This is a genomic window from Thermococcus sp. (genome assembly GCF_027008145.1).
Classification (GTDB): domain Archaea; phylum Methanobacteriota_B; class Thermococci; order Thermococcales; family Thermococcaceae; genus Thermococcus.
This window is the reverse complement of the sequence record NZ_JALTCZ010000135.1, coordinates 1-22,990: the sequence shown is the minus strand read 5'-3', so window position 1 is coordinate 22,990 and position 22,990 is coordinate 1. Positions and strand designations below refer to the sequence as shown.

The window sequence follows — 22,990 nt, the reverse complement described above, 5'->3', positions numbered from 1 at the left end:
AAGCTCGCAGTTGGCCTCTGGAAGCCAAGCCACAGCAACCTTTATACTATACTAAACAAGATGGTTGAGGATGGTCTCCTAGAGCCAAGGGAAGAGTACCGTGGCAGGGTTCGAAGGGTAAAGTACAGCCTGACACCAAAGGGCATAGAATACCTCAAGACCTCGAATGATTTGGCCCTCCGCGTTCTTTACACGGCGGCAAACTACCACGAAGCCCTCAAGAAGAAGCTGGAAACCATGGGGGAAGAAAGGAAGATGAACAGGGAAACCATTGGGGAGTACCTTGAGCTTCTGAAGAAGATACGCGATATACTCGATGGGGAGATAAGGGCAATCGAGACGGAGCTTTTGAAGGAAGAATGATGAACCTGCTCTTTCCTGGATTTCTCAATTTTTAGGGATTCGTAGTTATTGGATTCTCTCCTTCTGTTATCCGCTGCGATTATTTCAAAAGTAGCGGATAATCTTCCAGCCTCGTCTTCACTGGCTAGCTTTCTGAGAGAAAGGGAACTCCCCACATCTTTGAGCCCTCTCAAACGAACATTCCAAGAGCCGATAACGTCCTATCGGTTTCAGCACCACAATTCTCATACTTCACGATCCTATAATCGTTCGGGCTTAACGTACCCCCTACATGCTGAGCATAGGGAGGAAGTATGGGCACCCTTAGTCTAAACCGATAAACTTTTATATACCTTTAGCGCCAGTTGAGTACAGAAAAATGTACTACAAAAATCTGTACCTGGTGGTAGCATGGACGACCTGAGGGCCCAGCTCGAGGAGCTGAAGAAGAGGCTGGAACTGCTTGAGGAGGACATAGACCCGGTTGACGAGGTCATGCTCTCCATCAAAGCCCGTCTGAGGAGGAAGCTTGAGGGTGGGAAGTTACCCGAACTGGACGAGGAGAAGGCAGTGCGGACTCTCAAGGCCCTCGCAAACCCGGACAGGATAAGGATACTCAAAATGCTCTCCGAGAGGCCGATGGGCTTCAAGGAGATAAAGGAATCCCTTGGGGTTGAGAGCCCTACCGTCTCGCACCATTTGAAGCTCCTCACGAAGACGGGGATGGTGAGAAAAGGGGGCGGATACAAGATTTCGCCCAACGGACATTTGTTTTTGCGTTTGCTTGAGATAATCACTGCCCTTGAGGAGGTGGAAGAATGAGTTACGTGTGGGGACACAACTTGAGAAACGAAGGCCCACGTTTTAAGCTTGCTGAGTACCTGAAGGTGTTAACGGCCGTACTGCTCATAGTCTGGCTCTTCAAAGGTCCACTGAAGCTCGGGGCGTACAATGATTATACTGTCTACGCGATAATAGCGCTCCTCTTTGCTTTCGAGTTGTTGAGCGTCGGCAGGTGGTTTGGGGTGACGGTCAGCGGGGTTGTCTTCGCCCTCGCCAAGGCCTTCCTGTGGACGAGCGTTTTCCTATTCTTCGGCCAGTGGCTGGGGATGAGCGATAGGTTAAGCTCCCACGACGGGACGGCCTTCGCCTACGCCGTCGTCCTCGCCCTAGCGGGTCTACTCCTGTTGAAGTTCGACGAGAGGAGGGTCGAGTGGAAGGTTGAAAGGAAAGCCTATGAGTTCGCCGGAGCCGACTTCGGAGACGTGAAGCTGAAGGGAAGCGGGAAAGCCTACCCCGTTAGGTTCGGGAGGAAGCACGTTGGCTGGGTTCTCGACGGGGAGCTTGAGGTCGAGGCCGAGACACCCCTCGGGAGGGTGCGGAAGAGACTTCTCGCACCGGTTGCGGTCTGGACCGGGGAAAACATAGCGGGCGGAAAGACCACCCCAGACCCGGCGTTTGTCTCGACGGTGGAGCTGCTGCTGAATCCGGACAGGCTCTACCGGGATAAGAACAAGGCCAGCGTCATCGATCTCGGTTTCATCAAGGTATACGAGGGGGAGGGGTTCGAGTACGTGAAGCTACCCTTCATTGAGGTCATTGATACCCCTACCGGGGAGGAGGTCAGGATAGGTCCCATGAGGATCAGGGATGGCAATCCTGAGATGCCGCCAGGGGACATGCTCACCATCAGAGAACTCACCAATGGCTTCCAGCTGACAAAGACCGGGAGCAGGTTAAAGATACAGACGGAGGAGTACAGCATAGAAACCGCCGACGGTGAGAGGGTGATTTATAAGAGCGGGGACGAGAGTCTGAGCCTTGGGGAAGCTGTGTCCCTTCGTTCTAGGGATGTTTCGGTGACCGTTGGTAGAGGACGCGCAAGGGTAAAGATAGAGGACGTTGTCATCTCTGCCAGGGACGGCATCGTTAGAATACGCGTCGGAGGTAAGACTCACACAATCGAGAGCAGTGAGGCATACAAACTGGTCGTTAGAAAAGCGAAGGAGATAGTTGATGAACAGAGCGCCGGGCTTATCGAGGGACTTGGAATAGACAGGACGCTGCTCAGCAGGCGCGTGAAGGAACTCCTCGATGAGCTGATGAACTACGTGGGGTGAGAGAATGAGGTTTGAAAACGTGAAGGAAGTTAGGATAGAGGCCGTCAACGGCAGGCTGAATATCAAGGGCTGGGATGAGGAACATGTCGAGCTAGAGTACAGGTTTCACGGGGACGATGTCAAGGTGGAAACTGACATGAGAAACGGAACCCTCACCGTGGTGGAGAAGCCAAGGAGAAAGTTTTTCAACCTCCTTGGAAAGGACAGCTGGGCCGAGATAAGCCTGAAGGTGCCCAAGAACGTCATTGTAAACGCCAGGAACGTGAACGGGAAGCTCAAAGCCAGGGGCGTGCGCTTTGAGGAGGCCACGACTGTCAACGGTGAGATGCATCTTGAGGACTGCGAGGCTGAAAAGGTCTCCACAGTGAACGGCGAGATAAAGGCCCACCTGAAGGTTGCCGGCCCGTTGAAGGCCTCGACCGTGAACGGAGACCTTGAGATAACCATCGAGGAGCTTGAAGGCGACATCGATGTGAGCTGCGTCAACGGGCACGTAACCCTTCGCCTCACGGACTTCTGTGATGCAAGGATCGTGGAAAAGAGGGTGAACGGAGACGTTAAGCTCGTCGGGATGGACCCGAACGACCCGGTGATAGGCACCGGAGAATTCACCGTCAAAGTAAGCACCGTCAACGGAGACGTGAGGGTGGAGCTGATCTGATTTTACTACTGCAGAATTATGTGATTATTGAATTAGATATCCAAGGGGGCTAGCGAGGATGTCCAGCGGGCTGAAGGGGCTCAACAAAAACTTCTGGCTCTTCGCGGTCGGTAGGTTCGTCTCACAGGTCGGCTGGGCGGTTCAGGATGTTGCGTTGCCCCTCTACGTCCTCGACCAGACCCACAGTGGCGGAATGATGACGGTTTTCATCCTGGCCGAGATGGTACCTGCCCTCCTCGTCATGCCCTTCGCTGGGGTCATCGGCGACCGCTACAACCGGAAGCACCTGATGGTCGGCTTTGACCTTGCGAGAGGAGTTCTTCTCTTCGGCGTCTTAGCGTTTAATTTCATTGGAATACACCAGCTTCTGATTGTCCAAGTAATAATGGCCACGATGGGTGCCTTCTTCGGGGCTTCAACTGGTGCGATGTTTCCAGACCTGGTTGAACCGGACGAGCTTGAGAAGGCCAACTCGATAGTGAGTTCCTTCAACATATTCGCCCGCTTGATAGGCCCTGCCCTGGGGGGCTTTATCTACGCGGTAGGCGGCATCGCCCTGGCCCTGCTCGTCAACGCGGCCAGCTTCTTCGGCTCGGGCCTCTTTGAGATGCTGATAGGGTACGAGTGGGAAGCTAAAGAGCTTGAAAGCTTTGGCCAAGTTATCTCTGACCTGAAGGAGGGTATCTCCTTCCTCCGCTCGAACCGCTACCTCTGGACGCTCATGGGCTTTGCGATCTTCATGATAGCCCTCGCCCAGCCCTTCGGGGCCGTTCTGATGCCCTACGCGATGAGGGAGATACTGAAGTTTTCGAGCTACCAGTTCGGCCTCCAGGAAAGCGCCTTTATGGTTGGAGCTTTGATAGGGAACGCGCTCATAGCGGCGAAGTTCGGTAAAAAAGCCGGAAGGTACCTCTTCCATGCACTCCTCTTCGACGGCATCATGATACTGGTCTTCACGTGGCTCATAAGTCCTGCCTCGAACCTCACCACGGACACGGCGTTTCTCCTCCTGGCGGGTGTAAACATCCTCTGGGGGGCGGTTGAAGCTTTCCTCAACGTTCCCATAAACTCGAAGATACAGCGCGCGATTCCGACTGAGGTCAGGGGGAGAGTGATGGCGGCGATGGCTGTACTCATGCACGCCGCCGGGCCGTTCGGTCTCCTCGCCGTCGGCCCGCTCCTCGACCGCTATCCAGCCTGGCTTGTCTCCCTCGGCCTGTGGGCTGGAATGGGCTTTGTTGTTCTCTACTACTGGGCTAGGCACAGGGCCGTTCTAACCGGGGAAGATAGAGGCAATGTAAAGGAGAAGGGGAAAATGGAAACGGGACTCACTTAACTTCCTTCAGCTTCCCCTCCCTCTTCTCTATGGCCCTCGCCATTATGAAGAGCAGGTCGCTGAGCCTGTTGAGATAGATGAGTGTGTTGTTTCCTAGGCCGTACTCAAGGACGAGCTTCGCAACCTTCCTCTCAGCCCTCCTCGCTATTGTTCTGCATACGTCCAACTTGGCACTCGCTATCGTTGAGCCTGGAATCACGAACCCGGTGAGCTCGACTTCCTCCTCGTATTTTCTGGTGAGCTCCTCAAGCCACCTAACGTCCTCTTCTCCAACCTTCGTGTACTCCCCTTTGCTCCCTAGTTCGCCCATGATGTCGTAGAGCCGGATCTGGATCTTTTCCACTATCCTCCTCATTTCCTCTGGCAGGTAGTGTTTGGCCTCGCCGAGAAAACTGTCGAGCTCGTCTATGGTACCGTTCGCCTCCGTTATGGGGGAGAACTTAGCAATGCGGTCGCCGGTGAAGAGGCCGGTCAAACCTTTGTCTCCGGTCTTGGTAGTTATCGGCACCTTAACCACCGTTAGTGTTGACTCCTCTGGTCTTATTAGCCTTCCGGAAGTTTTATTTAGAGAACGGCCGTAGTTAGAGAGGTGATACCGTGAGGTGGACTGCCGTTTTCCTGATAATGCTCTTGGTTTTGGGGCTGATACCCCTTTCAGTTCTCAAGCCAGTGACCGCTGCGGTGCCTCCCAAGACCGTCCAGATAGTGGCCTCTGCCGATGCGTACAGCTCCTACAAGTACGGCAAATACTACCGGTGGTACAGCTACCACGAGTACAAAGGAAAATACGAGCTGGCTCTCGGCAACACGAGCTACTATGCAAAACAGCGCTCGTACTTCCGCTTTGACCTCTCAGAGGTCCCCTCCGTTGCCAGCATTCAGAGTGCCAGGGTGTGCGTTTACGTCGCCTACATTAAATACTTCTCGACCCCAATGAACATTGGGATATACAACATAACCAACCACTGGAACGAAAACTACACAAACCCCGCTCCGGAGCCGGAACAACTCCTCTACAACACGACCCTCCAGAAGGGGTGGGTGTGCTTTGACGTCACCAACTACATCAAGTCCAGGTTCCCTGCCGAGAAGACATTCAGCTTCGTCCTCAAGCTCGTTAACGAGAGCATCAGCAACTACGCCTGGCTGTATTCGAGGGAGAACTCCTACGACAAGCCCTACATGGAGGTAGCCTACCAGGTTCCGGTCGCAGTATCTAGCCTTACCGTCAGCGGGCCATACTACACCAGCAGCCCCATTGGGATAACTTCCACAATAACCAACGGCGGTGAGAGCGACGTCCAGCTCACCTACGTACTCACGATAGACAACAGGATCGTCAAGAACAAGACGATAACCGTCCCCGGAGGAGGGCAAGTTGAGGAGACCTACACATGGTTCACGACGGAGACAGGCCTACACACGGTAAAGGCCGAGATAAGGGGCGAGGGCTTCTCGGACACGGCCAGTACCGTCGTAAACGTCCAGTATAACCCCTATATACTCTTCGCCAGCCTTGCAAGGCTCTATGCGAACCTCTTCGAGAAGGAGTATCCGGGCGTTCAGAGTCTCTACGAGAACTTTACCGGCACAGTTGACCAGCTCCAGAAGTGCGGCGTTGACCTCGGAGACATCAAGGGCGAGGTCAAGGCGATAAACGAGGAGTACGCCGAGATGCAGAGGGAGTACCAGAGGTATCTCAAGATAAGGGAGAGCCCCCTCTTCCAGCATGTCCAGTACTCTTACCCGATAACGCTCCACATAAGGAAGGCCCTCTTCCTCGGAAGGGACGTTGAGAGGGGAATAAAGAAGGCGCTCCCCGTTCTTCAGAGAACCCTTGAGCGGGTTCTTCCAAGTTGCACCGCCCCCGCTGGAAACCAGACCTCCAACCAGACCAACACAACTGCCTCTAACGTCACGATAGCCATACCGAAAGTCCTCATAGACCTGTCCCACGACCAGTATTACCTGAGCAAATACGGCTACCAGGGTCTCGTCAGCGACATAGAGAACGAACTTGGCTGGAACGTTGAGGTGAACCTTAAGCCGCTCACCTACGACAGGCTGAAGGACTACGACGTCCTCATACTGACCAACCCGAAGGAACCGCTCACGAGCGAAGAGATAGAGGCCATAAGGGAGTTCGTCAAGAACGGAGGAGGCCTCATAGTGGCGGGTGACTGGTATAATCATGTGAACACCGAGAGCCTCAATGAGCTCCTGCAGGGAACAGGAATACGCTTCGAGAAGACCGAGCTCATGGACGACGAGGAGAACAGCGGAAAGCCGTACTACCCGTTTGTGGGTATCTACAACAGGAACTGCTTGATAACCAAGCTCATCCCCGAGGGCTGGAAGGTATACTACAACGGAGACACCCTGATAGTAGGCGGAAGCGCCGTGTGGGTCATCAGGGGCTTTGACAGCTCCTACGCGGTTGACGCTGATGGGAACACGGTCTACGAGAAGGGAAGCGAGCCCGTCGTTGCGGCTGCGGCAACCTTCGGAAAGGGCAGGATAGTCGCCTACGGTTCGAGCAAGGCCTTCAGCGATGCATACTACAGCAGATACATAAGGAGCAACTGGCCCTTCCTCAAGGGCGCCCTGCTCTGGCTGGTCGGCCAGAGCTGATTTCTTCTCCCTTATCTACAGTTCTTTTGGCGGGACTATAATTCCGAGTTCGGTTATTATCCCTCTGATTAACTTCCACGGGGTAACGTCGAAGAGGACATTCCTCATCCGGTAGCCCTGCCGGGAGTAGGGTCTTTCGAGCAGTTCTATCTCGTCGGAGCTCTTCTCCGGGTGGAACTTGAAGCTCTCGGCAGCGACGTAGAAGGGAACGCCCGCGTCGTGACAGGCCAGGGCGAGCGGATAAGTCCCGGCCTTGTTGATAACCGCTCCGTCCTTCGTAACCGTGTCTGCTCCTACGAGGGCGAGTGTGGCCTTTCGGGCGAAGAGACCCAGCTGGGAGTCGGTTATCACCTCGAAGCTTACGCCTAGGGCCTCAAGTTCTCTCGCGAGTGCCATACCCTCATAGTCCGGGGCGCTCTCGGTGAGTACAACCCTAAAGTGCCTGCCGGTTTCTACCGCATGCCTGAGGATTGAGAGCACCGCCGAGGAGAAGGAGTGAGTTATGATGACTTCCCCTTCGTCTATGAGCTCGCTACCGATGTTGCCTATTTCAGCAACCGATGTGTCAAGAAGAGATAGGAATTCCCCGGCCCTTTCCCTTACGACTTTCGGGTCTTCGGTCATGGGTATGAACCGGGACAGGTTGTAGAGCGAGGCCATTGAAGGATTTATCCCCGGGAGAACGCGTCTCATCTCACTCAAAGCTTTTCTGAGCTCCTCACCCCTTAGAATTTCAGCCAGAAGAAGGTATGCCTCGGCGCCCTTTCGGGCTAGATATGCCGCTCCTCGTATGCGCTCGCTCCTCATGTCCTCAAGAAGCGAGAGAACCTCGTTGGGAATCACACTACCTCACCCACGTTCTCGTTGGTGTTTATAACCATTCCCCTGTCCGTTATTTCAAACGTCCTCACGAAGGGGTCGAACCCGCTCCCCCTGAACTTGGTTATTCTCACGGTCCTCATCAGCTTACCCTTGACCTCCAACCTCTTCAGCTCGATGATTCCATTGACAAGGTACTCCTCTATGTTGGTCTTCTCAAGCTCGGAGGTTATTAAAACGGTCGCCTTGAGCTTCATCATGCTCTTCACAAAGGCCAGGAAAGACTTCCTGTATTCAATCTCGGTGTTCGCAGCGATTTTGAGCATCGTTATCGGGTCAACGATTACCCTCGAATAGTTTACATCCTTGAAGCGCTCGATGATCGCTGAGGTGAGCTTTTCAAGGCTCTTCGCGTAGGTCTCAAAGAAGTCCTCAACGAGGACGTACTTCTCAACGGTCGGCGTGGCATCCAGAAGGACGAAGTGGGGGTTCCTCACGTCGAAGCCCATCCTCCCGAAGTCCTCCCTCATGTTATCTGCCGGTTCCTCAAGGGTTATGTAGAGGACGTCCTCCCCGCTCCTCACGCCTTCCATGGCAAAGTGCATAGCGAGCGTTGTCTTTCCTGTCCCTGGTGAGCCCTTAACCAGATAAACCCTGCCCGCTATTAGACCACCGTTGAGCATCTTGTCAAGTCCGAGCACGCCCGTTGAAACTCGCACAGGGTTCATAGGCACTCCCCGCTTGTATTTTGTTCGAGTTGGAATATAAAACTATTCCGGCTTAAAACTTTATCCAGGATGCCATTAAAAGTGAGCGGATGCAATTTGAGGAAAAGGTCTTTTCTGAACCCCGGGACGATTGTCGACTTTGTTCCACAATTGGAGCTAAACTTTAAAGTTGCTGGAACAAATCTTTCGACGGTGGTTGAATGAAGGACGAGGACTATATGCGCCTCGCTTTAGAGCTCGCAAAGAGAGGGGAGGGCTGGGTGAACCCGAATCCGATGGTTGGAGCGGTCATAGTCAAGGACGGCGAGATAATAGGCACTGGCTGGCACAGGAAGTTCGGGGAGAAGCATGCCGAGGTCAATGCCATAGAAGATGCCAAGGCCAGGGGCTACGACGTTAAAGGTGCAACGATGTACGTAACCCTTGAACCATGCTCCCACTGGGGAAAGCAGCCACCCTGCGCCGACAGAATAATAGCAGAGGGCTTTAAGCGGGTCGTCGTTGCGATGAAAGACCCAAACCCCCTCGTAGCCGGCCAGGGGATAGAGAAGATGAGGAAAGCAGGAATAGAGGTGGAAGTCGGTCTCCTCGAAGATGAAGCGAGGAAGCTCAATGAGATATTCATAAAGTATATAACAACCAAGATGCCGTTCGTCGCTATCAAGCTTGCACTAACTTTAGATGGTTTCATAGCGACCGAAAGCGGTTCCTCGCAGTGGATAACCGGCGAGAAGGCTCGCGAGAGGGTTCAGGGGCTGAGAAGAAGGCACATGGCAATAATGGTCGGCTCAGGGACGGTATTGGCCGACGACCCGAGGCTCAACTGCAGGCTTGAGAACTGCCCACCAAAGGTCAAGGTAATCCTCGACTGCTCCGGCAGGGTGGCCGATGAGGTGAGGAAGGGAAGGGAGTTCAGACTCTTCGAGGACGGGAGAGCGATTTTCTTCACGGAGAGGCCGGAGAAGTTCGAGGGCATAGCTGAGGCCTATCCAGTAACCGAACCAGGGAAAATCCTGAGAAAGCTCGGCGAACTCGGTGTTGACAGCGTCCTCATAGAGGGTGGTAGAATAGCCTGCCAGTTTCTGCCCTTTGCGGACAAGTTCTACCTCTTCTATGGCCCGAAGCTCTTTGGGAGGGGAATTAAGCCCTTCGAGTGCCTGAAGGTTGAGGAAGCGAACGAAGCTCCCCTTTTGAGGATAGAGTCAGTAGAGAGGCTCGGAGAGAGCTTTTTGGTTACGGCTTATCCTGGTGATGAAGATGTTCAGCGGGATAGTTGAGGCAACCGGTAAAGCCCGTTATTCAGCGGGAAAGCTCTACGTGGAGGTTCCCTTCGAGGTCAGGCCCGGCGATAGTGTGGCGGTAAACGGGGCCTGCCTGACCGTTGTGGCCTTTGACGGGAGGACCGTTGCCTTCGACGTCGGTGAAGAAACCCTGAGGAGGACGAACCTGAGGGAGGCCAGGGTTGTCAACCTTGAGAGGGCCCTAAAGGTGGGCGACAGGCTCGACGGCCACATAGTTACCGGCCACGTGGACGGGATGGTGAGGTTCATAGCGAAGAGAACCAGCGGGAACACGACGTGGATGGCCTTCGAGATGCCGAAGGAAAGCTGGGGAGTCACTGAAAAGGGTTCGATAACCCTGAACGGCGTCTCGCTCACGGTGGCGAGGGTTGAGAGCAGCCGCTTCTGGATTCAGGTAATACCCTACACGCTGGAGAAAACCAACCTAAGCCTTCTAAAACCCGGTGAGCGGGTGAACTACGAGATAGACGTCATAGCGAGGTATGTGAGGAGGATCCTCTCTATTTAATTCCATTTTTGGAACAAATTTTTAAAAGATATGGAACAAGATTGTTCCAGGGGAATGAAAGATGAACTGGAACTCAATAAGGGAGGCAGTCCTTGAAGGGAAGCCGGTTGTTCTCATCGATGATAGAAGGGAATTCGAGGCCGATTTAGTTTATCCGGCCGAGATAGCCTCACCGGAGGTCGTAAACTTTATGCTCTCGATGAAGGGCCTCCTCTGCTTCACTATGGACATGGATGAGGCCTTAAAGCGCGGGTTCTTCCCGCTCCCAAGCAAGGAGGGGGAGACGAACTTTTTGATCCCCGTTGACTATAAAGAGAACTTCACGGGCATAACAGCGGAGGAAAGAGCCCTAACGGCCAGAAAGCTTGCTGAAGGCCTCTCCGTTGGGTACTTTAGATATCCAGGTCACCTTCACCTACTTGGCGGAGTAGGTCTGAACAGGCGGAGGGGACATACCGAGGGCTCGCTTGAGCTCATGAAGATACTCGGCTTCAAGCGCTATGCACTCATCGTCGAGATACTCGACGAGAAGGGCGACTCTCACAACAGGGAATACGCGCTGAAGCTTGCAGAGGAGCACAACCTCCCTGTTGTCAACATCGACGACGTCTGGAAGGAGTTCGTAAAGCGGAAACAGCTGATTAGAGTTTACGCCAACGCGAGACTGCCAACCAAGTACGGCGAGTTCAGGATAATAGCCTTCGACAACGAGCTGGACTTCAAGGAGCACGTGGCTATAGTGAAGGAGCCCTATGGGGAAGTTCCGCTCGTTAGGCTTCACTCCAGATGCCTGACCGGGGACACCCTTGCCTCACTCAAGTGCGACTGTGGTAGCCAGCTGGCAAACTCGCTGAGGATGATAGCCCAAGAAGGTGGTATACTCCTCTACATGGACCAGGAAGGGCGGGGAATCGGTCTGAGGGAGAAGATAAAGGCCTACGAGCTCCAGGACAGGGGCCTAGACACGGTGGAGGCCAACGAGGCCCTCGGACATAAAGCTGATGAGAGGACTTATGAGGCTGCCTTTCAGATGCTCCGCGCCCTCGGCGTCTTAAAGGTCAGGCTCATCACCAACAACCCGGCGAAGGTGAAGGCCCTTGAGGAGTTCGGGATAGAGGTCGTCGAGATGGTTCCGGCTCCTCCGGAGGTCACGGACTACAACAGGACCTACCTGAAGGTGAAGGAGGAGAAGCTCGGCCACAGACTCCCGGTGAGGGTTTAAATAACTATGTAATTCAACAACTAAGCAATTGGATAATTATGGAATGGTGGTGGCGATGGAGGTTGGAACCTTTGAAGGCGGTTTCAACGGGAGGGGTTTGAGAATAGCGGTTGTCGTCGGGCGCTTCAACGACCTGCTTACCGGGGAGATGCTTGAGGGGGCTTTAGACTGCTTCAGGAGACACAATGTTGACGCGGTGGATGTCATCAAAGTCCCCGGTTCCTTCGAGATACCCCTTGTTGCCAAAAAGCTCGCAGAAAGCGGCAGGTACAACGCGATCTTAGCTTTGGGAGCCGTCGTCAGGGGTGAAACCAAGCACTTCGACCTCGTCGCAAACGAAGTGGCAAAGGGCGTCGCAAACGTCTCCCTCCAGACGGGCGTTCCAGTCATCTTTGGTGTCATAACGGCTGAAGACGAGCTCCAAGGCCTCAACAGGGCCGGAGTGAAGAGCAACAGGGGCTTCGAGTACGCTATGGCAGCGCTTGAGATGGCCAACCTGATGAAAGAGCTGGAGGCCTGAGCTCTTTCTCTTTTCTGCTTCCCTTCTTGACCCGGGAGGAAAGCCTTAAGGGGAACGGCCCGGATTTAAGGTGAGGTGAGACCGTGGTAGCTTTCGATAAGCCACTCCCATACGTTGGCGTGACGCCGATTCAGATTGTCACTTCCCTTGTAATCCTAATCGTTGGCTGGGCCCTCGCGAAGGTCATAACTGAATCCTTCAAACGCGGGTTAAGGAAAACAAAGCTCCCAGACCTTGTTGTGGAGTTCCTCGGGCGCTTCCTGAGCGCGCTCCTCTACGTTGCGGTGATACTGCTCGCGGTCAGGGCCCTCGGGATTGGAGTGGGTTCTGTAGTCATAGGGCTCTCGGCTGTGATAGGCCTTATCTTAGGCTTCGGGATGCAGGACACGCTCACAAATCTTGCCTCCGGCGTGTGGATCGTCGCGCTCAGGCCCTTTGACATGGGGGATGTCGTCACGGTAGGAGGACACACGGGGAAGGTCGCGTCGATTGGGATTATGAACACCGAACTCCTAACCGCTGACAACGTTTTCATCACGATACCAAACAAGCTCGTCTGGGGCAGTCCAATAGTCAACCACACGAAGATGCCCACGAGGCGGGTGAGCGTTGACATTGGCGTTGCCTACGGCACCGACCTGGACAGGGCGATAAAGCTGGCCATGAACCTGATGAAAAATCATCCCAAAGTCCTCAAGGAGCCTGAACCGGATGTTGTCGTAACTTCCCTCGCTGACTCGTCAATAAACCTCCAGCTGAGGGCGTGGGCGAAGACGGAGGACTACTGGGCCGTTAAAGGAGACCTGACTAGGGGTATCTACGAGCTCTACACTAGGGAGGGCATAGAGATACCCTTCCGGCAGATTGATGTTCATGTGAGGGAGATGCCGAAGTGAAGTTAGGATCGTTTCCAGCCCATCTCTTTTCGTTTTCCACGATTTCCATGGATAAGGACTCTGTGCTTGAAGGAAGCTTAAGGGTCTCTGCGGCGAGTTCCCTGGCCGAGCTGAAGTCGTTTAGGTCGATCTCGATGAGGCCGTCTATGTTGTACGTCACCGTAACGAATTCTTCCCTTCTTTCAGCTCAAGCTCCCTCACCCAGAGCTCCCCTTCCTGGCTTTTTCGCCGACAACCTCGTTGCCCCCGCTGTCTTCCTCGCCGTTTCTACCGAGGACGGTGTCCCTGAAGTGGAAGATGAGATAAGAGCCGTCCTCGTAGACGTCCTTGGTCTTGCCGGAGTATATTAACCTCAAGCTCTCACCCCTTCCTCAGCATGTCGTTGATGAGCTTTATCGCGCAGAGATCACCACACATCGAGCAGGCTTCCGTCTTCGTCGGTCTCTTCTTCCTTATCTCGATGAACCTGTCTTTGTCCTGGCTCAGCTCAAACTGCTCTGCCCAGTCGAGTTTTCCGCGGGCGAGGCTCATGAGGTAGTCCTTTTTGAAGTCCGCCTCGAACCTCGTGAGGTTGACGGCATGTGCCGCTATCTTCGCCGCTATAACCCCCTGGCGGACGTGTTCAACATCCGGAAGGCCGAGGTGCTCCGCTGGAGTCACGTAGCAGAGGAAGTCGGCACCGTTCAGGGCCGCTATGGCGCCACCTATAGCAGCGGCGACATGGTCGTAGCCGGGAAAGATGTCCGTGACGAGAGGCCCGAGGACGTAGAAGGGAGCGTTGTCGGTGGCAACCTTGGCCAGCTTCACCTGGGCCACTATCTGGTCTATTGGTACATGCCCTGGCCCCTCGACCATCGTCTGAACTCCCGCTTCCCTCGCCCTCCTCACGAGCCTCCCGAGGGTGTACAGTTCGGCTATCTGAAGCTCGTCTCCTGCGTCAGGTAATCCACCGGGCCTCAGGCCATCTCCCAGGCTGAGAACAACATCGTACTCCTTAGCAAGCTCCAGCAGGTAGTCATAGTCCCTGTAGAACGGGTTCTCCTCGCCCCAGTGGAGTATCCAGGCAGCTAAAAACGTCCCGCCGCGCGAGACCATACCGACTGCCCTCTTCGTCCACTTCATCTTCTCAACGACTTCCCTGGTTACTCCAACGTGGATCGTCGTGTAGTCAACGCCGTCCCTGAAGTGTTTCTCGACTGCCTTCCACATGTCATCTTCGCTCATCTCAATGATGGCCTTTCCCTTTGCCAGCATCTCCTCTGCGGCTTGATATATTGGAACGGTGCCGATTGGCACATCAACGGCGTGCATTATGGTTCTCCTTATCTCGTCGAGGTTACCGCCGGTGGAGAGATCCATAATCGTGTCTGCACCGTATTTAACGGCAGTTTTGACCTTCTCTATCTCCGCCTTGACGTCAACTATGTCGCGGGAGGTCCCTATGTTGACGTTCACCTTGACGCGGACGGCGCTGCCGACAGCCACTGGCTTAACCCAATCGTGCTTAACATTGCGGAAGATGACGGTGTGACCCTTCGCTATGCTCCTTCTGAGCTTCTCCAAGTCTATGCCCTCCCTTTCCGCCACGAACTTCATCTCCTCAGTTATCTCTCCCCTCTTCGCGGTCTCAAGCTGCGTCATCTCAATCACCCATTTTAAAACCAGTTTATAACAAAGTTTTTAAGTTTCAAAACTAAGTTTTGACCGCGGCTTAAAAGGTTTTGGGTGGTGACAATGAAGGAAGTGGAGATAAGCAGGGCGATAGTTGAGGCCTACTTCAACGACCTTCTTGAGAACCTCTCGCTCGACGTTGCCATAGTCGGAGCGGGCCCCTCCGGAATGGTTGCCGGCTACTACCTGGCGAAGAACGGCGCGAAGGTGGCCATCTTCGAGAAGAAGCTCTCAATCGGTGGCGGAATCTGGGGCGGTGCGATGGGATTCAACAGGATCATCGTCCAGGAGGAAGCTAGGGAAATCCTCGACGAGTTCGGGATAAGCTACAGGCCATTTAAGAGCGGTCTTTATGTGGCGGATGCGGTAGAGGCCGCCACGATGATAGCGAGCAAGGCCGTTAAAGCCGGTGTCAAGTTCTTCAACATGATTGAGGTAGAGGACTTAGTTGTCAAGGAAAACCACGTTGCCGGAATCGTAATCAACTGGACGCCGGTAATGATGACGGGTCTCCACGTCGACCCCCTCACCGTTGAGGCGAAGTTCGTCGTGGATTCAACGGGCCACGGGGCACAGATAAGCGGGCACCTCCTCAAGCGCGGGCTGATAGAGAGGATTCCTGGTGAGGGGCCGATGTGGGCTGAGAAAGGAGAAAAGCTGACGGTGAAGCACACAGGAGAAGTCTTTCCAGGCCTCTATGTCACTGGAATGGCGGCCAATGCCCTCGCTGGAGCGCCGAGAATGGGGCCGATATTCGGTGGGATGTTCATGAGCGGTAGGAAAGCCGCCCTCGAAATCCTCAAAAGGCTGGGGTGATGGAATGGCTGTTTTAATCATTGCCGGCCTCGACACCGGTGGAGGAGCGGGGCTTAAGGCTGATGTCGAGACGGTTTCCGCTCTGGGCGAGCACACGCTCCCCGTTATTACATCCGTCACTTACCAAAACCCCTCGGAGGTTAGAGGCTACCACACCCTTCCGCCAGAGGTCGTTAGGGAAGAGTTAAGGGCCGTTAAGGAGAGCTTTAAAATCGGAGCAGTCAAAATCGGGATGATTGGAAGCGGTGAGATCGCTGAGGTGGTAGATAGAGAAACGAAGGGGCTTTTAAGGGTTCTTGACCCTGTGATTGCTTCAAGTACAGGCTCAAAGCTCGTGGACACAGTCGAGTCCATCAAAGTTCTCATCCCAGGCTCGATAGTTACGCCGAACGTCCCGGAAGCGGAAGCCCTGAGCGGATTCAAAATCTGCTCGGTCGAGGACATGAGGGAAGCAGCGAAGGCAATCGCCGAGGGGCTGGGAGTAAAGGCCGTCGTCGTCAAGGGCGGGCATCTCAACTGCACGGATGTCCTCTACTGGAAGGGTGAATTTTACGAGTTTCCCGGGGAGAAAGTGAAGGGATTTACCCACGGCACTGGTTGCGTCTTCTCCTCGGCTTTGGCAACTTTCCTAGCCAGAGGATTTAAGCTCCCGGAAGCAGTTGAGAAGGCAAAGCGCTTCGTTGAAGGCTCGATAAGGTTATCAAAAGCAGAAGCCAGAGCTGTTAACCCTCTCTGGGGGCTGGAAAGGGACGCATACCGCTGGAGGACTAAGGAAGAGCTTGAGAGAGCAGTGGAAGAACTCGTGAAGCTCGGCGAGAGATTAAACCCTCGCATTCCGGAGGTCGGGACTAACTTCGCTCTGGCGACTCCATTCAACGAGGTCTTTGCAGTGAAGGGAAGGATTGTCCGCTACGGTGAGAGGGTTAAGCCCGTAGGGCCGGTCGAGCTTGGAGCGAGCGACCACCTTAGGAGGGTTCTGCTCAAGATGCGCGAGTTTTATCCCGAAGTCAGGGCCGTTTTAAACCTTCGCTATTCGGAAGAATTGGTAGAGAAAGCCAAAAGGCTTGGCTTTACGGTTTCCTTCTATGACAGGCGGGAAGAGCCCGAAGAGATAAAGAGGACTGAGAGGAGCACGATGGAGTGGGGAATTGAGAACGCGGTTAGGAGAGCAGGAAAGAGGCCCGACGTTATCTACCACCTCGGCGACTGGGGGAAGGAGCCGATGGTTTTGGTGTTTGGGGGGAGTGCACGGGAGGTCGTCGAGAGGGTTGAGGTCTTGGTGAGCTAACGTTTTAACCTCCCTTTCCTATTCTCCCTGGTGATTGCATGCTCGTGAGGGGAAGGGTTGCCGGGAGCAATGTCCCGCGCTTCAAACACCGCTGGTTCGGTGTTCTGGAGGTGGAGGCCGGTGGTGAAACCTACAGGCTCTGCATGACGGGCAACGTTGCACAGTGGTTTCTAACTGGAGACGAAGTCGAGATAGAAGTCATCCACAGAGCTGAGGAGAAAGATGGCCTTAAAGTCCTCGACTTCGACGATTACAGGCTCTGGAAGTTCTACAACGGGAAAAAGATATCCGTGTGGCCTCTCTGGGAGAAGGACGTTGAGGCAAAGCGCCGCTCACCTTTGACCGGCGAACTGCTTTACACCTACAAGATAAGGGCGAGAGAGGCAAAGTACGAGTCCGACTTCGAGGCGATAGCCGAACTTGAGCAGTACCACTACGCCAGTCAGAAGGAGAAGGTGGCGCTGTGGCGCTGTGAGAACGGCCACATCTTTGAAGCAAACACGAAACAGAACTGTCCAATCTGCGGTGCGGAAAGCCACATTCTTGAAATCAAAGGCTCGACTCCCGCCTCGCGCTTCCTGATTCTTGAACTTGTGGAGAGAGAGGAATATGAGCCGAGGATTTTAAGTTATGTCCGCGTTGATCCCCCGATACCGCTCATGCATCGTCGCCTGCCGAACGGGGAAATAGAGAAGAATGTCCGCGAGAAGGTCTTTCCGGAGGACTGGTTCCACCCAGCTTTCTGGCCGGAAAAGATAATGAGGGAACTCTACAAGGAGCTGAAGAAGAAGTACGGGAAGAAGATAGCGCGCTCCTACCTCTGGGAGCAGGCGAAGTGGAAAGCTTTAGCGGAGACGAACACGGCCGGGGCAAGGATTGCCAGGGTCGTGGTTCACCCCGACTACCGCTCCGATGGTCTGGGGCAGTTGAGTGTTAAATCTGCCCTCGAATGGATAGCCGAAAGAAGAATCCCGGAGATGAGGAAGGGAAAGCACATCGTCGAGACAATAGCTCAGATGGCCCGCTACAACCCCTTCTTCGAGAAGGTTGGCTTCAAGTTCCTATGGGAGACCGCCAGCGGGAGGCCAGTCCTCTTCTATCCGCTCACCGACGAGGCCAAGAAATACATCGAGCGGTTTTTGGGGGAAGACCCGTACGCGCCTGAGGACGGAAGGCTCTGGAGGCCGAGCTACGGTAAGGTCGAGCCTTTAAAGGGCCCGATAATCTTTAGGAACGTCTCCAAGGTCTTTGAGAGCGAGCTCGACATCAAAGATCTTCCCTGGGAGATACAGGAGCTCTTAATGGCCTTTGGTGTCAGGCACCGCGTCATCCAGAGGCCGGTTTTGAGGAACCTCAACTTCGAGATAAAGCCCGGGGAACTGATTGCTGTGGTCGGAGCGAGTGGGGTTGGGAAGACGACCCTCCTGAGGCTTATCCTTGGCTCCGCAAACAGCTGGTGGGAGGAGCGCTTCAGGCCGACGAGCGGTGAGATAGAGGTTCCCGACAACGCCAGAGTCTCTGTGATGATTCCCGGTGAGTTCGAGCCGGGCTTTGGGAGCGAGAGCATACTGGAGCACGTCTACAGAAAGATTAAAGACCTGAATGCGGCAGTTGAAGTTCTCAACAGGGCAGGCTTAAGCGACGCCGTCCTGTACAGGGCAAAGTTTTCCGAGCTGAGCACCGGACAGAAGGAGAGGGCGAAGATAGCCTCGCTCCTCGCTGAGAAGCCTAACCTGCTCCTTATAGACGAGTTTTCAGCCCACCTTGACACCCTAACGGCGATGCGTGTTGCCAAAAAGGTCGCGGAGATAATCCGTGAGGCTGGCATAACCGCCCTGATAATCACCCACAGACCAGAGGTCGTTAAGGCCCTCGACCCGGACAGGCTGCTCTTCGTCGGCTACGGAACCGCAAGGCTTCACCCTAAATCGAAAGACCGGGAATCGGGCCGTGGATGAGCCTCAACAGGCCGACGAGGATAGGTTGGTGGAGAAAGTAAAGCGTTAGGGTGTGCCTGCCGGCAAACGCCACAAACTGCACCAGAGGGTTGAAGGGGACGCCTGTTCCCGCCCTCCTATTTCCCCGGGGTAAACGCCACTCTAGCCGTTATTCCGAGAAGGTAAATACCGAACCAGAGAAACAGAGGAAAGTAGTCGGGGGTGAGGTAGTTCTCCGGCGTTATCCTCAAAGGGAGAAGAGACAGACCATCGTGGAAGCTCTTCACACGGGGAGAGCCCGCAAAGAAGAAGGCCGCCCAGAGGAGGTTCAGTCTTCCAAAGCGGTGGAAGGGAATTGCCAAGATAGATGCGGCACCAAGAAAGTGAGGATTCCAAAGTGTATCATCCCCTCAAGAAAAAGGTACGTGACCACAGTTACCACCGTTCCCAGGTCGAAGAGTTTGAGAAACCGCTTGAAGTACTTCTTGTAGGGCTTTGGATTTTTCTTCGCGGTTCTTGAGTAGCTGACCCAGAATGAAAGCCCTGAGATGAAGATGAATGCAGCAGCCCGGGCGAAGAGCCACCAGAACGCTGGATGCCCGGAGTAGTTCAGGAACAGCTGTAAGTCTGTTACAAAGTTTGAGACGATCATCATTACTATACCGGTGCCCCTGGGGGAGTCTATCTCCCAGTAACGTCCACCCCTGTAGAGTTCGGCCAAAAACATGGAGATATGTAAATCCCGAAGCTAATGGATCTTTTGCTAGGTGAGAACACAGAGCAGGTCAAAGAAAGCTGATCCACTCCAGTGAAGGAGGAAGCTCGGGAGGAAGCTCTCTCCGTCCAAGTCCATTTTTGCGAAGATTATGCCAGCTATGAACGCGTAGGGCACTTCTATCCCCGGTTTTCCGATGTGGACGAGCGTGTAGGGGATATCCTGAAGGATTATTGCCAACCATTCGTTTCTCCTCGCCAGAGGAAAGAGGAGGAAGCCCCTGTAGAAGGCCTCGTGGGCAAGCATTATAAGCCCCATGCCGAGCTCTCCGAGCAAAAATGTAGCAGCGCTTGAATATGGAAAGATCGGGTAGTAGTTCCTCATGGACGGAATCATCGCTCCGTAGATGCTCAGCGGGATGGAGAGAAGAAACAGAATGGAGAAAAGAATGAGTCCCCTCCGGTTTGGCATGGAAAAGCCGAGTTCCTTCGGCCTGTAGCCGAGGGCGAGCGAGAGAAGGAGAGGGATTACGAGGTAAACGGTAAAAACCACCGCAACGTGGCCCCAGAAGGTTAGCCTAACCATCCAGGGGACAAAGCTCAGGGGGAAGAACAAAAGAAAGAGGAGGTAACCCCTCATGCTCACTCCTTCTCGACCTGATCCTCGATCTCTTCCTTCTCCTCGGCGGGTTCTCCGGCTTCCTCTCCTCCCCCCTCACTCTCGGATCCGGCCTTCTCCTCGGCTTTCCCAGCTTCCTCTTTCTCTTCCCCTGCAGCTTCCTCAGGCTTCTCAGATCCTTCCCTTTCCTCCGGATTTTCTTCACCGCTTTCCTCAGGCGGCGTGAGGAGCTCCTCAACGCTCGGCTTGAAGGTTACCTCCTCGTAGCCAAGGAACTTGAGATCGCTTTCGAGCAGCATCTCGCCGAGGGCCAGTGTGCCCCTGTCGGTCTCGTCAATGACCGGGGTGAAGTCAACGACGACGTCCTTCTCGCCGACCTCGATGATAACCTTGTCGGCATCAAGCTTCGGGAGGCGGAGCTCTACCATTGCCTTGACCTTCTCTATCGGGTCCTCGATTTTCTCAACAACCTCAACCTCATAGATGAGGTGCTTGCCAGCGTAGGGATGGTTGAAGTCAACCCTCACGCGGCCCCCGCTGACGGTCATGACCCTTCCCTTCAGCTTCCTTCCCCTCTCGGTCTCTATCTCGACGGGCATGCCCGGGAAGGGTGCGAGCCCGCTCCTCCTGAACTGGCCGAGCGTGAATGTCTTGATCAGCTTTCTGTCCCTCTTCCCAAAGCCCTTCTCGGGCGGAATCTCTATCTCGTACCTCTTGCCGATCTCAATGCCTTCTAAAGCTTCATCGAGTCCTTTGATGACGTGGCCGGCTCCAACTGCCACTGGAACGGGGCCGTAAACGCCGTCCTCCTTGTAGATGCCGGCCTCCCTGGCCACTTCCTCATCGGTGGTGTCGAAAATCTCGCCGGTTTCCTTTATCCTGCCGGTGTAGCGAATCCTTATGACATCTCCTTTCTCAACCTTGACCATAACTGCTACCCCCTTTTCCTGCTCTACTCCCTCTTTGGAACTCGCTTTTTAAGCTTTCCCGACGATAAGCTAATAAAACCGGCTGGGCACTTCTCCTAGGTGGTGAAGAAAATGGCCATTAGGGTTTACAACACCCTCACGAGACAAAAGGAGGACTTCAGACCCATCAGGGAAGGCGAGGTGAGGATGTACGTCTGCGGGCCGACGGTTTATGATTACCCCCACCTCGGTCACGCGAGGACGTACGTAGCCTTCGACGTCATAAGACGCTACCTGGAGCACAGGGGCTACACGGTTCTCATGGTCATGAACTTTACCGATATAGACGACAAGATCATAAAGAGGGCCAACGAGACCGGTGAAGGCCCGAGGGAGCTAGCTGAGAGGTTTTTAAGGATATTCCTTGAGGACATGGAGACATTGAAGGTCAAGCCCGCCGACGTCTATCCCCGCGTTACGGAGCACATGGAGGACATTATAGAGTTCGTAAAGAAGCTGGAGGAGAAGGGCTATGCCTACGAAGGTTCCGATGGCGTTTACTTCGAGGTGAGGAAGTTCGGGGGCTACGGAAAGCTGAGTAAGATAAAGCTGGAAGACCTCGTCAAAGGTGCTCGTGTTGAGCCCGGCGAGGGAAAGAGAAACCCCGAGGACTTCGCCCTCTGGAAGAAGGCGAAGCCCGGCGAACCCAAATGGGAAAGCCCCTGGGGTGAGGGGAGGCCGGGCTGGCACATAGAGTGCTCCACGATGAGCAGCAAATATCTCGGCGAGAGCTTCGACATCCACGGTGGGGGAAACGACCTCATCTTCCCCCATCACGAGAACGAGATAGCCCAGAGCGAGGCCTGCTTTGGCCACGAGTGGGTTCGCTACTGGCTTCACACGGGCTTCGTCATGGTCGATGGCGAGAAGATGAGCAAGAGTCTCGGGAACTTTGTTACCGTCAGGGAGCTCCTTCAGAGGTACAGCCCCGAGGTAATAAGGCTCTTCGTCCTTCAGAGACACTACCGTTCGCCCCTTGACTACACCGAGGAGGGTCTGATGCATGCCAAGAACAACTTGGAGAGACTCTACAACACCCTTGAGAACATCCGCGTGGCAATGGAAAAAGCTGAAATAGCATTTAAATGGGACAGGGAGGAGTTCGAGACCTACGAGGCCATAAGGGACGCCAGGAAAAAGTTTTACGACGCGATGGACGACGACTTCAACACTGCCGAGGCCCTCAAGGCCCTCTTTGAGGTCAGCAACGCGATCAACCGCTACCTGACGCTCGTCGAGCGGCCGAAGGAGAGCATCCTGAGGAAGTCCCTTGAGTTCTTCAGGACCGCCGGAGAGGTCTTCGGCCTCTTTGAGGACTACTTCCGCGAAGAAAAAGCCGGAAACGAGGAGGCCCTGATAAGGCTTCTCGTCGAGGTGCGCGCCCAGCTCAGAAAGGAGAGGAAGTTCGAGCTGGCGGACAAAATAAGGACCGAGCTCAGGAACCTCGGAATTCAGCTTGAAGACACACCCCAAGGAACCGTTTGGAAGAGGATAAAGGTTTGAGGTTTTCTTTTTCTTCTCTTAGGGTCTTATTGCAACTAGGCGCCAAGACACTTGACATAATTGACCGCTCGACTGTTTCAATTCTCCTAAAGTCTTATTGCAACGGAAGCGGAAGTTACTGTCGAGCATCTCTTTGTCGTGGTTTCAATTCTCCTAAAGTCTTATTGCAACAAAGAAGAGGCACAGGAAGAAGATCATCGTGGTTGAGTTTCAATTCTCCTAAAGTCTTATTGCAACTTGTGCCCTCAGTTTTCTCACAACTTTAACGCGTAATGTTTCAATTCTCCTAAAGTCTTATTGCAACTTCTTCAATCACGTCGCTGTTCGCTATTGCTTCCAAAGTTTCAATTCTCCTAAAGTCTTATTGCAACACAAAATCAGAACAGAGAA

At 54.2% G+C, this 22,990-nt stretch carries 22 protein-coding genes, 1 pseudogene and 1 CRISPR repeat array; of the genes and pseudogenes, 15 read left to right on the top strand and 8 right to left on the bottom strand.

Annotated features, from left to right (window positions below):
- The 5 genes from MVD07_RS06535 to MVD07_RS06515 all read left to right on the top strand — a co-directional run.
- Positions 1–363, top strand: a 363-nt coding sequence (locus tag MVD07_RS06535) for a PadR family transcriptional regulator (RefSeq protein ID WP_297499845.1), incomplete at its 5' end; no start/stop codon positions are given.
- A 390-nt stretch (positions 364–753) separates the two neighbouring features.
- Positions 754–1,164: a metalloregulator ArsR/SmtB family transcription factor gene (locus MVD07_RS06530; RefSeq protein WP_297499843.1), complete on the top strand. Its 411-nt coding sequence runs from the start codon at positions 754–756 to the stop codon at positions 1,162–1,164.
- Entirely contained in the window at positions 1,161–2,462 is a 1,302-nt protein-coding gene (locus MVD07_RS06525; protein ID WP_297499841.1) for a hypothetical protein, read from the top strand. The genes MVD07_RS06530 and MVD07_RS06525 overlap by 4 nt, the downstream gene beginning before the upstream one ends.
- 4 nt (positions 2,463–2,466) lie before the next feature.
- Positions 2,467–3,123 carry a DUF4097 family beta strand repeat-containing protein gene (locus MVD07_RS06520; protein ID WP_297499840.1) on the top strand — a complete coding sequence of 219 codons (657 nt, stop codon included), beginning with the start codon at positions 2,467–2,469 and terminating at the stop codon, positions 3,121–3,123.
- 58 nt (positions 3,124–3,181) lie between these two features.
- A complete protein-coding gene (locus MVD07_RS06515) occupies positions 3,182–4,459 on the top strand; it encodes an MFS transporter (protein WP_297499838.1) in 1,278 nt (425 codons plus the stop codon).
- Here MVD07_RS06515 and MVD07_RS06510 read toward each other — a convergent pair.
- Positions 4,452–4,967, bottom strand: a complete 516-nt coding sequence (locus MVD07_RS06510) for a cob(I)yrinic acid a,c-diamide adenosyltransferase (RefSeq protein ID WP_297499857.1) — start codon at positions 4,965–4,967, stop codon at positions 4,452–4,454. The genes MVD07_RS06515 and MVD07_RS06510 overlap by 8 nt on opposite strands.
- 89 nt (positions 4,968–5,056) lie before the next feature.
- Between MVD07_RS06510 and MVD07_RS06505 the strand changes: the two genes are divergently transcribed.
- A complete protein-coding gene (locus MVD07_RS06505; protein WP_297499836.1) occupies positions 5,057–7,090 on the top strand; it encodes a DUF4350 domain-containing protein in 2,034 nt (677 codons plus the stop codon).
- 15 nt (positions 7,091–7,105) lie between these two features.
- Here MVD07_RS06505 and MVD07_RS06500 read toward each other — a convergent pair whose 3' ends face one another.
- Both MVD07_RS06500 and MVD07_RS06495 read right to left on the bottom strand, forming a co-directional pair.
- Entirely contained in the window at positions 7,106–7,933 is an 828-nt protein-coding gene (locus MVD07_RS06500; RefSeq protein WP_297499834.1) for a translation initiation factor IF-2B subunit alpha, read from the bottom strand.
- Positions 7,930–8,637, bottom strand: a complete 708-nt coding sequence (locus MVD07_RS06495) for an ATPase domain-containing protein (protein ID WP_297499832.1) — start codon at positions 8,635–8,637, stop codon at positions 7,930–7,932. The genes MVD07_RS06500 and MVD07_RS06495 overlap by 4 nt, the downstream gene beginning before the upstream one ends.
- 200 nt (positions 8,638–8,837) lie before the next feature.
- On the opposite strand from MVD07_RS06495, the gene ribD reads away from it, so the two are divergent.
- The 5 genes from ribD (at position 8,838) to MVD07_RS06470 (ending at position 13,084) form a co-directional block, all read left to right on the top strand.
- Positions 8,838–9,914 (top strand): bifunctional diaminohydroxyphosphoribosylaminopyrimidine deaminase/5-amino-6-(5-phosphoribosylamino)uracil reductase RibD, encoded by a 1,077-nt coding sequence (gene ribD, locus MVD07_RS06490; RefSeq protein WP_297499830.1) that lies wholly within the window; start codon positions 8,838–8,840, stop codon positions 9,912–9,914.
- Positions 9,895–10,446: a riboflavin synthase gene (locus MVD07_RS06485; protein WP_297499855.1), complete on the top strand. Its 552-nt coding sequence runs from the start codon at positions 9,895–9,897 to the stop codon at positions 10,444–10,446. Before ribD ends, MVD07_RS06485 begins: the two co-directional genes overlap by 20 nt.
- A gap of 61 nt (positions 10,447–10,507) precedes the next feature.
- Positions 10,508–11,668, top strand: a complete 1,161-nt coding sequence (locus MVD07_RS06480) for a bifunctional 3,4-dihydroxy-2-butanone-4-phosphate synthase/GTP cyclohydrolase II (protein ID WP_297499828.1) — start codon at positions 10,508–10,510, stop codon at positions 11,666–11,668.
- Positions 11,669–11,723: 55 nt separating this feature from the next.
- Complete coding sequence (ribH, locus tag MVD07_RS06475; RefSeq protein WP_297499853.1) at positions 11,724–12,188, top strand: 6,7-dimethyl-8-ribityllumazine synthase; 465 nt, start codon at positions 11,724–11,726, stop codon at positions 12,186–12,188.
- A gap of 83 nt (positions 12,189–12,271) precedes the next feature.
- Positions 12,272–13,084: a mechanosensitive ion channel family protein gene (locus tag MVD07_RS06470; protein WP_297499826.1), complete on the top strand. Its 813-nt coding sequence runs from the start codon at positions 12,272–12,274 to the stop codon at positions 13,082–13,084.
- 197 nt (positions 13,085–13,281) lie between these two features.
- Here the strand turns inward: MVD07_RS06470 and MVD07_RS06465 are convergent, their stop codons facing one another.
- Both MVD07_RS06465 and thiC read right to left on the bottom strand, forming a co-directional pair.
- Positions 13,282–13,440 carry a hypothetical protein gene (locus MVD07_RS06465; protein ID WP_366078479.1) on the bottom strand — a complete coding sequence of 53 codons (159 nt, stop codon included), beginning with the start codon at positions 13,438–13,440 and terminating at the stop codon, positions 13,282–13,284.
- A gap of 4 nt (positions 13,441–13,444) precedes the next feature.
- The gene (thiC, locus tag MVD07_RS06460) at positions 13,445–14,725 is read right to left on the bottom strand and encodes a phosphomethylpyrimidine synthase ThiC (protein WP_297499851.1); all 1,281 of its coding nucleotides are present in this window, start codon (positions 14,723–14,725) and stop codon (positions 13,445–13,447) included.
- A gap of 93 nt (positions 14,726–14,818) precedes the next feature.
- Between thiC and MVD07_RS06455 the strand changes: the two genes are divergently transcribed.
- The 3 genes from MVD07_RS06455 to MVD07_RS06445 are packed head-to-tail and all read left to right on the top strand — an operon-like array spanning position 14,819 to position 18,817.
- Entirely contained in the window at positions 14,819–15,571 is a 753-nt protein-coding gene (locus MVD07_RS06455) for a sulfide-dependent adenosine diphosphate thiazole synthase (protein ID WP_297499849.1), read from the top strand.
- 4 nt (positions 15,572–15,575) lie between these two features.
- Positions 15,576–16,859 (top strand): bifunctional hydroxymethylpyrimidine kinase/phosphomethylpyrimidine kinase, encoded by a 1,284-nt coding sequence (gene thiD, locus MVD07_RS06450; protein WP_297499824.1) that lies wholly within the window; start codon positions 15,576–15,578, stop codon positions 16,857–16,859.
- A 38-nt stretch (positions 16,860–16,897) separates the two neighbouring features.
- A complete protein-coding gene (locus tag MVD07_RS06445) occupies positions 16,898–18,817 on the top strand; it encodes an ATP-binding cassette domain-containing protein (protein ID WP_297499822.1) in 1,920 nt (639 codons plus the stop codon).
- Between the two features lie 116 nt (positions 18,818–18,933).
- On the opposite strand, the pseudogene MVD07_RS06440 reads toward MVD07_RS06445, so the two are convergent.
- From MVD07_RS06440 to MVD07_RS06430, 3 genes and pseudogenes are all read right to left on the bottom strand, one after another.
- Positions 18,934–19,448, bottom strand: a pseudogene (locus MVD07_RS06440) (heparan-alpha-glucosaminide N-acetyltransferase domain-containing protein).
- A 111-nt stretch (positions 19,449–19,559) separates the two neighbouring features.
- Positions 19,560–20,150, bottom strand: coding sequence for a CPBP family archaeomyxosortase MrtA (gene mrtA / locus MVD07_RS06435; RefSeq protein ID WP_297499820.1), 591 nt, complete (start codon positions 20,148–20,150; stop codon positions 19,560–19,562).
- A 2-nt stretch (positions 20,151–20,152) separates the two neighbouring features.
- A complete protein-coding gene (locus tag MVD07_RS06430; RefSeq protein WP_297499818.1) occupies positions 20,153–21,058 on the bottom strand; it encodes a peptidylprolyl isomerase in 906 nt (301 codons plus the stop codon).
- Positions 21,059–21,169: 111 nt separating this feature from the next.
- On the opposite strand from MVD07_RS06430, the gene cysS reads away from it, so the two are divergent.
- Complete coding sequence (cysS, locus tag MVD07_RS06425; RefSeq protein ID WP_297499848.1) at positions 21,170–22,600, top strand: cysteine--tRNA ligase; 1,431 nt, start codon at positions 21,170–21,172, stop codon at positions 22,598–22,600.
- A 6-nt stretch (positions 22,601–22,606) separates the two neighbouring features.
- Positions 22,607–22,971: a CRISPR direct-repeat array (repeat unit 30 nt; unit sequence GTTTCAATTCTCCTAAAGTCTTATTGCAAC).
- Positions 22,972–22,990: the final 19 nt, after the last annotated feature.

Coding starts and splice junctions, on each gene's coding strand:
- mrtA (WP_297499820.1), bottom strand. CDS start 20,150: ATGAGGGGTTACCTCCTCTTTCTTTTGTTCTTCCCCCTGAGCTTTGTC.
- MVD07_RS06530 (WP_297499843.1), top strand. CDS start 754: ATGGACGACCTGAGGGCCCAGCTCGAGGAGCTGAAGAAGAGGCTGGAA.
- MVD07_RS06445 (WP_297499822.1), top strand. CDS start 16,898: ATGCTCGTGAGGGGAAGGGTTGCCGGGAGCAATGTCCCGCGCTTCAAA.
- thiC (WP_297499851.1), bottom strand. CDS start 14,725: ATGACGCAGCTTGAGACCGCGAAGAGGGGAGAGATAACTGAGGAGATG.
- MVD07_RS06520 (WP_297499840.1), top strand. CDS start 2,467: ATGAGGTTTGAAAACGTGAAGGAAGTTAGGATAGAGGCCGTCAACGGC.
- MVD07_RS06495 (WP_297499832.1), bottom strand. CDS start 8,637: ATGAACCCTGTGCGAGTTTCAACGGGCGTGCTCGGACTTGACAAGATG.
- MVD07_RS06525 (WP_297499841.1), top strand. CDS start 1,161: ATGAGTTACGTGTGGGGACACAACTTGAGAAACGAAGGCCCACGTTTT.
- cysS (WP_297499848.1), top strand. CDS start 21,170: ATGGCCATTAGGGTTTACAACACCCTCACGAGACAAAAGGAGGACTTC.
- ribH (WP_297499853.1), top strand. CDS start 11,724: ATGGAGGTTGGAACCTTTGAAGGCGGTTTCAACGGGAGGGGTTTGAGA.
- MVD07_RS06515 (WP_297499838.1), top strand. CDS start 3,182: ATGTCCAGCGGGCTGAAGGGGCTCAACAAAAACTTCTGGCTCTTCGCG.
- ribD (WP_297499830.1), top strand. CDS start 8,838: ATGAAGGACGAGGACTATATGCGCCTCGCTTTAGAGCTCGCAAAGAGA.
- MVD07_RS06480 (WP_297499828.1), top strand. CDS start 10,508: ATGAACTGGAACTCAATAAGGGAGGCAGTCCTTGAAGGGAAGCCGGTT.
- MVD07_RS06485 (WP_297499855.1), top strand. CDS start 9,895: ATGTTCAGCGGGATAGTTGAGGCAACCGGTAAAGCCCGTTATTCAGCG.
- MVD07_RS06455 (WP_297499849.1), top strand. CDS start 14,819: ATGAAGGAAGTGGAGATAAGCAGGGCGATAGTTGAGGCCTACTTCAAC.
- thiD (WP_297499824.1), top strand. CDS start 15,576: ATGGCTGTTTTAATCATTGCCGGCCTCGACACCGGTGGAGGAGCGGGG.
- MVD07_RS06430 (WP_297499818.1), bottom strand. CDS start 21,058: ATGGTCAAGGTTGAGAAAGGAGATGTCATAAGGATTCGCTACACCGGC.